The organism is Streptomyces sp. NPDC051243 (assembly GCF_044455405.1).
Lineage (GTDB): Bacteria > Actinomycetota > Actinomycetes > Streptomycetales > Streptomycetaceae > Streptomyces.
The window spans coordinates 347,746-357,920 of the sequence record NZ_JBITES010000012.1 but is presented as its reverse complement, the minus strand read 5'-3'; the positions used below and the strand labels follow the sequence as shown (position 1 = coordinate 357,920).

Sequence of the window (10,175 nt, the reverse complement as noted above, 5' to 3'; positions counted from 1 at the left end):
CTTCGTACTCACCCTCTCGGGCTTTCCTCCGGGCGCTTCCCTTCGGTCTTGCGTTTCCGACTCTATCAGATCTTTTCTCGATCCGATTTCCTCGGCGCTTTCCAGGTTCCCGCTCTCGCGTTTCCCTTTCCGGCGGCTCCGACTTTATCAGAGATTCTGAGTCGGAATTCCCGCCCCCTCCGGGAGCTGGTTCCGGTGCACGAGGCGACCGGGTTCCCGTTCGGGCGGAGCCGTAAACGTACTGGAGCGGGGCGCCCCGATGCAAATCGAGGCGCCCCGCTCCTGGTTCACGCAGCCGAGTGTCCGACGGACCGTCAGACCTCCACCACCACAGGCAGGATCATCGGCCTGCGCCGATACGTGTCCGACACCCACTTGCCCAAGGTGCGGCGCACCAGCTGCTGCAGCTGGTGGGGTTCGACCACGCCGTCCTGCGCGGAACGCTCCAGGACCTCCGTGATCCTCGGGACGACGTCTCCGAAGGCGGTGTCCTCGATGCCGGATCCGCGGGCCTGGATGTGCGGGCCACCCGTGATCTTGCCGGTGGAGGAGTCCACCACCACGAAGACCGAGATGATGCCCTCGTCGCCGAGGATCTTGCGGTCCTTCAGCGCCGGCTCGCCCACGTCGCCGACCGAGAGGCCGTCGACGTACACGTATCCCGCCTGGACCTTGCCGGAGATCTTGGCCTTGCCCTCGATGAGGTCCACGGCGACGCCGTCCTCGGCGATGACGATGCGGTCGTGGGGAACGCCGGTGAGGGCGCCCAGTTCGGCATTGGCGCGCAGGTGGCGCCATTCGCCGTGCACCGGCATCAGGTTCTTCGGGCGGCAGATGTTGTAGAAGTACAGCAACTCGCCGGCTGAGGCGTGGCCCGAGACGTGGACCTTGGCGTTGCCCTTGTGGACGACGTTCGCGCCCCAGCGGGTCAGGCCGTTGATCACGCGGTACACCGCGTTCTCGTTGCCGGGGATGAGCGACGACGCCAGGATCACCGTGTCGCCCTCGACGATGCGGATCTGGTGGTCGCGGTTGGCCATACGGGACAGGGCCGCCATGGGTTCGCCCTGGGAGCCCGTGCAGACCAGGACCACCTCGCTGTCCGGGAGGTCGTCGAGGGTCTTGACGTCCACGACCAGGCCCGGTGGGACCTTCAGGTAGCCGAGGTCACGCGCGATGCCCATGTTGCGGACCATCGAGCGGCCGACGAAGGCGACTCGGCGGCCGTACTCGTGGGCCGCGTCCAGGATCTGCTGGATGCGGTGGACGTGGCTGGCGAAGCTCGCCACGATGACGCGCTTGCGGGCGCCCGCGAAGACCTGGCGCAGGACGTTGGAGATGTCGCGCTCGTGCGGGGTGAAGCCCGGCACTTCAGCGTTCGTGGAGTCGGAGAGGAGGAGGTCGATTCCCTCCTCGCTCAGGCGTGCGAACGCGTGTAGATCCGTGAGGCGGTTGTCCAGCGGGAGCTGGTCCATCTTGAAGTCGCCCGTGTGGACCGCCATGCCTGCGGGGGTGCGGATCGCCACGGCGAGCGCGTCGGGGATGGAGTGGTTGACCGCGACGAACTCGCAGTCGAAGGGGCCGATGCGCTCGCGGTTCCCCTCCGCCACCTCGAGGGTGTACGGGCGGATGCGGTGCTCCTGGAGCTTGGCCTCGATGAGGGCGAGGGTCAGCTTGGAGCCGATGAGTGGGATGTCCGGCTTCTCGCGGAGCAGAAAGGGGACGCCTCCGATGTGGTCCTCGTGACCGTGCGTGAGGACGATGCCCTCGATGTCGTCGAGGCGGTCCCTGATGGACGAGAAGTCCGGCAGGATCAGGTCGATTCCGGGCTGCTCCTCCTCGGGGAAGAGCACTCCGCAGTCGACGATCAGCAGGCGGCCGCCGTACTCGAAGACCGTCATGTTTCGGCCGATTTCGCCGAGGCCGCCGAGCGGGGTGACCCGCAGACCGCCTTCGGGGAGCGGCGGGGGCGGGCCGAGTTCAGGATGCGGATGACTCAAAAGACTCTCCTCACCACGCGCGCCACGTACCGGTGGGGCACGTGGCGCGCGTGACGTTCGTGCAGAAGCAGTTGTCGTTGTGTGTGGGCGCAGGCACCGGTGGCCTGCTTATTCAGTTGTGAAGTCTGCTGCGCGTCCGGCGCGCCAAGTCTGGTGTTAGAGCTGTACCCCGCCGGCGGCAAGATCGATCTTGAGCTGCTCGATCTCCTCGGGTGAGCACTCGGCCATGGGCGCGCGCAGAGGTCCGGCGGGAAGGCCCTGGAGTGCGAGCGCGGCCTTTGTGGTCATGACGCCCTGGGTGCGGAACATGCCGGTGTACACCGGGAGCAGCTTCTGGTGGATCTCCGTGGCCTTCTGGACGTCACCGGAGACATACGCGTCCACGAGCGCGCGCAGGTCGGGGGTGACCAGGTGGCCGACGACCGAGACGAAGCCGACCGCGCCCACGGAGAGCAGCGGCAGGTTGAGCATGTCGTCGCCGGAGTACCAGGCGAGGCCGGAGCGGGCGATGGCCCAGCTGGCTCGGCCGAGGTCACCCTTCGCGTCCTTGTTGGCGACGATGCGCGGGTGCTCGGCGAGGCGGACGATCGTCTCGGTGTTGATCGGGACGCCGCTGCGGCCGGGGATGTCGTAGAGCATGACCGGCAGCTCGGTGGCATCGGCGATGGCCTTGAAGTGCCGGTACAGGCCCTCCTGCGGGGGCTTGTTGTAGTACGGCGTGACGACCAGGAGGCCGTGTGCGCCCACCTGCTCCGCCGCGCGCGCGAGCTCGAGGCTGTGGTGGGTGTCGTTGGTGCCGACGCCGGCCACGACGTGGGCCCGGTCGCCGACCGCCTCCAGTACGGCTCGTACGAGGTCCGATTTCTCCGCATCGCTGGTGGTGGGGGACTCGCCGGTGGTGCCGTTGATGATCAGGCCGTCGTTGCCTGCGTCCACCAGGTGCGTGGCGAGCCGCTGCGCGCCGTCGAGGTCGAGTGCGCCGTCCGCCGTGAAGGGCGTGATCATGGCGGTGAGGACCCGCCCGAAGGGGGTCTGCGGAGTGGAGGTCGGAGCCATGGGTTACACGCTACTCGTTGCGCACGCCGTGGTCTGCCCTCGGGGGGTGCGGGAAAGTCAGGACAAATGTGGAGCCCGGCACTGCCTGCTCGGGGGTTCAAGCAGTGCCGGGTCCGTTTGATCAGGCTAGATGAACTTCTCTAAATGCCGCAATACGGACACTTCATGAGGCTGACGCATGCCCCAGCGCCCGGGGTGCTTTACGGCGCCACGCGGCCGTTCGCATTGAAGGCGGCGTAGGTGAGCGGCATGAGCTTGGCCCACTCCGCCTCCATCTTCTCGCCGACCATCTCGATCTCCCGCTGCGGGAAGGACGGAACCTTGGCCAGCTCGTGCTGGGTGCGCAGGCCGAGGAAGTGCATCAGGGAGCGGGCGTTGCAGGTGGCGTACATCGAGGAGAAGAGGCCGACGGGGAGGACGGAGCGGGCGACCTCGCGGGCGACGCCGGCCTCGAGCATCTCCTGGTAGGCCTCGTACGCCTGCCGGTAGGAGTCCTCCATGACGCGGCCCACCAGTTCCTGCTGGGCCTGGGTGCCCTCGACGAAGACGTACTTGCCCGGGCGGCCCTCCTGGACCAGCTTGCGGGACTCGTCGGGGACGTAGAAGACGGGCTGCAGCTCGCGGTAGCGACCGCTCTCCTCGTTGTACGACCAGCCCACGCGGTGCCGCATGAACTCGCGGAAGACGAAGATCGGGGCGCTGATGAAGAAGGTCATCGAGTTGTGCTCGAAGGGGCTGCCGTGCCGGTCCCGCATCAGGTAGTTGATCAGGCCCTTGGAGCGCTCGGGGTCCTTCTGCAGCTCCTCCAGGGACTGCTCGCCGGCGGTGGAGACACGGGCGGCCCACAGCACGTCGGAGTCGGCCGCGCTGTGCTTGACCAGCTCGACGGTGACGTCGCTGCGGAAGCTGGGCTTGAGGTCGTCGGCGGGGGTGTCGGTCACGGCTCGGAGGGTCCTTCCATCACTTCTCTGGGCGGCGCCCACTCTACGGCCCGGCTCTGACAACGGGGCGTTCGGTGCCGGGTCACGACATACGTCGGCGAACATCGGCGAATTTCTGTGAATTCGGTGAAACCGGGCACCTTTTGGGGCACCCGCTCGTCTGTGTCAGTGACGGTCACTCATACGACCCCGAGAGGAGAAGACCCTCCGATGTTCCGTCGGCGCGAGTCCGTACCCTTCGCCTTCCTCGCCGAGGCCGACCAGTTCCGCAGCGATGTCACTCCCCCGCCCCGTGAGCGGGCGTCCGCCGGTCAGATAGCCGGGCGGTGGCTGCTGGGCCTCACCATCGTCGCCGGGCTGGTGGGCTCGCTGGTGGTCGGCATGCCGGCGCTGTCGACCGATACCGGCGCGCAGAGCCAGCAGTCGCAGGCGTCCCAGGGGCGCTGACTCCTTCGGACCCCCAAGGGTGGTGAGCGGGGACACGGGTCGATAGCCTCACCGGGCACAGCCCCAGCGTGGATTGAGTGAGGAACAGCCGTGCCCCTGCCCTTCCTGACGGCCGACCGCACTTTCGAGGCCGCCGACGACGTCGCACTGCCCTTCGAGGACCGTGACCGCTGGCGGCGCCCTTACCGTCCCGGGCCGTGGCGGGTGGGTGTGGCGGCGCTGTGGTTGCTGCTCGCCTCGTATGTGCTGTTCGCGGCGGTCATCATCGCTCTGACCGGCACGGTGAACGAGGCGGCCGTCGTCTTCGGCATCGCCCTGGTGATCATCGTCGGTGCCCTGCGGTTGCTGCGCATGGGCGTGTGGGTGAGTGCGCACGGGATGCGTCAGGTCGGCTTCCTGCTGACGCGTACGGTGCCCTGGGAGCAGGTCGTCGCCGTCCGGACGGTGCAGCAGCCGGTGCGGTGGCTCGGGTTGCCGCGCACGGTGCAGGGGCAGGCGCTGATGCTCGTGCGCCGCGGTCGTGCGTCGGATGACTTGCCGGTGCTGATGACCACGCACAACGCGGACTTCCTGGGGCGCACGGCGGCGTTCGACCGGGCCGCCGACGCGGTCGAGGCATGGGCGGCGGAGAACGGCCAGGGCTGATCCCGACAGGGGCGACACCGAAGGGGCCGGTCCGCAGCGAGTGCGCGTCGGCCCCTTCGGCTTACGGCTGTGCCGTCGTCGTACGGCCGAAGGCCGCCGCCGGGCTCAGGCCTCGACGGTCTTGCCGTCGTGCAGGGCGATCGCCCGCTGCATGGCCTTGCGGGCCCGCGGGGTGTCGCGTGCGTCGTGGTAGGCGACGGCGAGGCGGAACCAGCTGCGCCAGTCGTCGGGGGCCGCTTCCGTCTCGGCCTTGCGGCGGGCGAAGACCTCGTCGGCCGAATCGCGGTCGATACGGCCGCTGGGGGTGCGCTTCAGCTCGTCGACGGGCAGCCCGCCCTCGGCGTCGAGCTTGGCGGCGAGGGCGTTGGCCTTGCGGACGAACTGGGTGTTCTTCCACAGGAACCACAGGCCGATGACCGGCAGGATCAGCACCGCCACGCCGAAGGTGACGGTGAGGACCGTGCCGGACTGGATGAGCATCACGCCACGGCTGCCGACCAGGACGAAGTACACGACCAGGACGGCGGCCGTTATGGCGTAGGAGAGCTTCGCGCGCATGTGTCCGGGGCCTCGTGTCAGCCGAGGTCCAGGAAGTTTTCCAGGCCGAAGGTCAGGCCCGGAGTGGTCACCACGCGGCGGGCACCGAGCAGGATGCCCGGCATGAAGCTGCTGTGGTGGAGGGAGTCGTGGCGGATGGTGAGGGTCTCGCCCTCGCCGCCGAGCAGGACCTCCTGGTGGGCCAGCAGGCCGCGCAGGCGGACCGCGTGCACCGGTACGCCGTCGACGTCCGCGCCGCGCGCGCCGTCCAGGGCCGTCTCCGTGGCGTCCGGCGCCGGGGCCGTGCCGGCAGCGCGGCGGGCCTCGGCGATGAGCTGGGCGGTGCGGGTGGCGGTGCCGGAGGGGGCGTCGACCTTCTTCGGGTGGTGCAGCTCGACGACCTCCACGGACTCGAACAAGGGCGCGGCGATCTGCGCGAACTTCATCGTCAGGACGGCGCCGATGGAGAAGTTCGGCGCGATGAGCACGCCCGTCTCCGGGGACTCCGCCAGCCAGCCCTTCAGCTGTGCGAGGCGCTCGTCGGTCCAGCCCGTCGTGCCGACGACCGCGTGGATGCCGCGGTTGACGCAGTAGTCGAGGTTGGCCATCACCGAGTCCGGCGTGGTCAGTTCGACCACCACCTGGACGCCCGTCTCCGCGAGCGTCTCCAGCTTGTCGCCCCGGCTCAGGGCGGCGACCAGCTCCATGTCCTCGGCGGCCTCGACCGCCCGTACCGCCTCGGAGCCGATACGGCCCTTGGCGCCGAGGACCGCCACGCGCAGCTTGCTCATCTCTGTTGCTTCCTTACGTCGGATGTTCCGAGGGGGGACCGGTCAGGCGACGGCGTCGTTCAGCCGGGACGCCTGTTTGTCCTTCAGCGGGCCGATGACCGACAGCGAGGGCCGCTGCCCCAGGATGTCGCGGGCGACGGAGCGGACGTCGTCCGGGGTCACGGCCGCTATCCGGGCCAGCATGTCGTCGACGGACATCTGCTCGCCCCAGCACAGCTCACTCTTGCCGATGCGGTTCATGAGCGCACCGGTGTCCTCCAGGCCGAGGACGGTGGAGCCGCGGAGCTGGCCGATGGCGCGGTCGATCTCGTCGTCGGGCAGGCCGTGCGCGGCGACATGGTCGAGTTCGTCGCGGCAGATCTTCAGCACGTCGTGGACCTGCGAGGGCCGGCAACCCGCGTACACGCCGAACAGGCCGCAGTCGGCGAAGCCGGAGGTGTACGAGTACACGCTGTAGGCCAGGCCGCGCTTCTCGCGGACCTCCTGGAACAGGCGGGAGGACATGCCTCCGCCCAGCGCCGTGTTCAGCACGCCCAGCGCCCAGCGGCGGTCGTCCGTGCGGGACAGGCCGGGCATGCCGAGGACGACATGGGCCTGCTCGGTCTTGCGGCCGATCAGCTCGACGCGGCCGGCGGTGCGCACGGTGCGACTGCCGCCTCGCGCCGCGACGGGGGCGGCGTCGCCGTTCTTGAAGGCGCCCGCCTTCTCGAAGGCGGCTCGGACCTGTCGTACGACCTTGTTGTGGTCGATGTTGCCGGCGCACGCGACCACCAGGTGGGTCGGGTCGTAGTGCTTCTTGTAGAAGCGGCGGATGCGGTCGGCGGTGAGGGCGTTGACGGTGTCGACCGTGCCGAGGACCGGGCGGCCGAGGGGGTTGTCGCCGAACATGGTGTGCGCGAACAGGTCGTGCACACAGTCGCCCGGGTCGTCCTCGGTCATGGCGATCTCTTCGAGGATGGCGCCCCGCTCGACGTTGACGTCCTCTTCGAGGATCAGGGAGCCCGTGAGCATGTCGCAGACGACGTCTATGGCGAGCGGCAGGTCTGCGTCGAGCACGCGCGCGTAGTAGCACGTGTACTCCTTCGCCGTGAAGGCGTTCATCTCGCCGCCGACGGCGTCGATGGCGGAGGAGATGTCCAGGGCGGACCTGCGGGTGGTGCCCTTGAAGAGCAGGTGCTCCAGGTAGTGCGTGGCGCCGTTCAGCGCCGGGGTCTCGTCGCGGGAGCCGACGTGCGCCCAGATGCCGAAGGTGGCGGAGCGGACCGAGGGCAGGGTCTCGGTGACGATGCGCAGGCCTCCCGGGAGGGTGGTCTTGCGGACGGTACCGATGCCGTTGGTGCCCTTGATCAGGGTTTGGGTACGGGCGACGGCCCGCGCCTCCGAAGAGGGGCGGGCCGTCGCCTTGAAGCTGCTCGACGTCACTGGTCGGCGTCGTCCTTCTTGTCCTCGGAGCCTTCCTCGCCCTCGATGACCGGAACGAGGGAGAGCTTGCCGCGGGAGTCGATCTCGGCGATCTCGACCTGGACCTTCTGGCCCACACCGAGGACGTCCTCGACGTTCTCCACGCGCTTGCCGCCGGCCAGCTTGCGGATCTGCGAGATGTGCAGCAGACCGTCCTTGCCGGGGAGGAGCGAGACGAAGGCGCCGAACGTCGTCGTCTTCACGACCGTGCCCAGGTAGCGCTCGCCGACCTCGGGCATCGTCGGGTTGGCGATGCCGTTGATCGTGGTGCGGGCGGCCTCGGCGGACGGGCCGTCGGCGGCACCGATGTAGATGGTGCCGTCGTCCTCGATCGTGATCTCGGCGCCGGTGTCCTCCTGGATCTGGTTGATCATCTTGCCCTTGGGGCCGATGACCTCACCGATCTTGTCGACCGGGATCTTCACGGTGATGATCCGCGGCGCGTTCGGGGACATCTCGTCCGGCGTGTCGATCGCTTCCATCATCACGTCGAGGATGTGGAGGCGGGCGTCACGGGCCTGCTTCAGGGCGGCGGCCAGGACGGAGGCCGGGATGCCGTCCAGCTTGGTGTCGAGCTGGAGGGCGGTCACGAACTCCTTCGTACCGGCGACCTTGAAGTCCATGTCACCGAAGGCGTCCTCCGCACCGAGGATGTCGGTGAGGGTGACGTAGTGCGTCTCGCCCTCGATCTCCTGGGAGATCAGGCCCATGGCGATACCGGCGACCGGGGCCTTCAGCGGCACACCGGCGTTCAGCAGCGACATGGTGGAGGCGCAGACCGAGCCCATGGACGTCGAGCCGTTGGAGCCGAGGGCCTCGGACACCTGACGGATCGCGTAGGGGAACTCCTCGCGGGTCGGCAGGACCGGGATCAGGGCGCGCTCGGCGAGGGCGCCGTGGCCGATCTCGCGGCGCTTCGGGGAGCCGACGCGGCCGGTCTCGCCGGTGGAGTACGGCGGGAAGTTGTAGTTGTGCATGTAGCGCTTGCGGGTCACCGGCGAGAGGGTGTCCAGCTGCTGCTCCATGCGGAGCATGTTGAGGGTGGTGACGCCCAGGATCTGGGTCTCGCCACGCTCGAACAGCGCGGAACCGTGCACCCGCGGGATGGCCTCGACCTCGGCGGCCAGCGTGCGGATGTCGGTGACACCGCGGCCGTCGATGCGCTTCTTCTCCTTGATCACGCGCTCACGGACCAGCTGCTTGGTGAGCGAGCGGTACGCGGCGGAGATCTCCTTCTCGCGGCCCTCGAACTCCGGCAGGAGCTTCTCGGCGGCGAGCGCCTTGACGCGGTCCAGCTCGGACTCGCGCTCCTGCTTGCCGGCGATGGTGAGCGCCTGGGCGAGCTCGGGCTTGACGGCGGCCGTCAGCGCCTCGAAGACGTCGTCCTGGTAGTCCAGGAAGATCGGGAACTCACCGGTCGGCTTGGCGGCCTTCGCGGCGAGGTCGGCCTGGGCCTTGCACAGGACCTTGATGAAGGGCTTCGCGGCCTCCAGACCGGCGGCGACGACCTCCTCCGTCGGCGCCTCGGCGCCACCGGCGACCAGCTTGATGGTCTCCTCGGTGGCCTCGGCCTCGACCATCATGATCGCGACGTCGCCGTCCTCCAGGGTGCGGCCCGCGACCACCATGTCGAAGACGGCGTCCTCGAGCTCGGTGTGCGTCGGGAAGGCCACCCACTGGCCGCGGATCAGCGCGACGCGGACGCCGCCGATCGGGCCGGAGAAGGGCAGGCCGGCCAGCTGCGTGGACGCGGAGGCGGCGTTGATCGCCACGACGTCGTACAGGTGGTCGGGGTTGAGCGCCATGATCGTGGCGACAACCTGGATCTCGTTGCGCAGGCCCTTCTTGAAGGACGGGCGCAGCGGGCGGTCGATGAGGCGGCAGGTGAGGATGGCGTCCTCGGACGGCCGGCCCTCACGGCGGAAGAAGCTGCCGGGGATCTTGCCGGCGGCGTACATCCGCTCCTCGACGTCCACCGTCAGGGGGAAGAAGTCGAGCTGGTCCTTGGGGTTCTTGGAGGCGGTGGTGGCCGACAGCACCATGGTGTCGTCGTCCAGGTACGCCACGGCGGAGCCGGCGGCCTGCTTGGCCAGGCGGCCCGTCTCGAAGCGGATGGTGCGGGTGCCGAAGGAGCCGTTGTCGATGACGGCCTCGGCGTAGTGGGTCTCGTTCTCCACTAGCGGTTTCTCCGTTACTTTTCGTCTTTGGTCCCGGTCCGCCCGTGTGGCGGAGGGACGTGGGCGGAGAAGCGCTCCATCTGGTGCGGGCCGGTCTTCGATCGAAGCACCCGGGGTTCG

9 protein-coding genes are annotated in these 10,175 nt (G+C 68.9%); 2 read left to right on the top strand and 7 right to left on the bottom strand.

Annotated elements, in window-relative coordinates; translation table 11 throughout:
- Positions 1–314: 314 nt before the first annotated feature.
- The 3 genes from ACIBAG_RS30625 to thyX form a co-directional block, all read right to left on the bottom strand.
- Entirely contained in the window at positions 315–2,000 is a 1,686-nt protein-coding gene (locus ACIBAG_RS30625) for a ribonuclease J (RefSeq protein WP_399109418.1), read from the bottom strand.
- Positions 2,001–2,156: 156 nt separating this feature from the next.
- Positions 2,157–3,056 carry a 4-hydroxy-tetrahydrodipicolinate synthase gene (gene dapA, locus ACIBAG_RS30620; protein WP_399109417.1) on the bottom strand — a complete coding sequence of 300 codons (900 nt, stop codon included), beginning with the start codon at positions 3,054–3,056 and terminating at the stop codon, positions 2,157–2,159.
- Between the two features lie 200 nt (positions 3,057–3,256).
- On the bottom strand, positions 3,257–3,997 hold the full coding sequence (gene thyX / locus ACIBAG_RS30615) for an FAD-dependent thymidylate synthase (protein ID WP_399109415.1): 741 nt from the start codon (positions 3,995–3,997) through the stop codon (positions 3,257–3,259).
- Positions 3,998–4,207: 210 nt separating this feature from the next.
- On the opposite strand from thyX, the gene ACIBAG_RS30610 reads away from it, so the two are divergent.
- Both ACIBAG_RS30610 and ACIBAG_RS30605 read left to right on the top strand, forming a co-directional pair.
- Positions 4,208–4,444: a hypothetical protein gene (locus tag ACIBAG_RS30610; RefSeq protein WP_399109413.1), complete on the top strand. Its 237-nt coding sequence runs from the start codon at positions 4,208–4,210 to the stop codon at positions 4,442–4,444.
- Positions 4,445–4,534: 90 nt separating this feature from the next.
- Positions 4,535–5,089 carry a hypothetical protein gene (locus tag ACIBAG_RS30605; RefSeq protein ID WP_399109411.1) on the top strand — a complete coding sequence of 185 codons (555 nt, stop codon included), beginning with the start codon at positions 4,535–4,537 and terminating at the stop codon, positions 5,087–5,089.
- Between the two features lie 105 nt (positions 5,090–5,194).
- On the opposite strand, the gene ACIBAG_RS30600 is transcribed toward ACIBAG_RS30605, so the two are convergent.
- The 4 genes from ACIBAG_RS30600 to ACIBAG_RS30585 are packed head-to-tail and all read right to left on the bottom strand — an operon-like array spanning position 5,195 to position 10,055.
- A complete protein-coding gene (locus tag ACIBAG_RS30600; protein ID WP_399109409.1) occupies positions 5,195–5,647 on the bottom strand; it encodes a hypothetical protein in 453 nt (150 codons plus the stop codon).
- Positions 5,648–5,664: 17 nt separating this feature from the next.
- On the bottom strand, positions 5,665–6,417 hold the full coding sequence (dapB, locus tag ACIBAG_RS30595) for a 4-hydroxy-tetrahydrodipicolinate reductase (protein ID WP_399109408.1): 753 nt from the start codon (positions 6,415–6,417) through the stop codon (positions 5,665–5,667).
- 42 nt (positions 6,418–6,459) lie between these two features.
- On the bottom strand, positions 6,460–7,839 hold the full coding sequence (locus ACIBAG_RS30590) for a M16 family metallopeptidase (protein ID WP_399109406.1): 1,380 nt from the start codon (positions 7,837–7,839) through the stop codon (positions 6,460–6,462).
- Entirely contained in the window at positions 7,836–10,055 is a 2,220-nt protein-coding gene (locus ACIBAG_RS30585) for a polyribonucleotide nucleotidyltransferase (protein ID WP_399109404.1), read from the bottom strand. The genes ACIBAG_RS30590 and ACIBAG_RS30585 overlap by 4 nt, the downstream gene beginning before the upstream one ends.
- Between the last annotated feature and the right edge of the window lie 120 nt (positions 10,056–10,175).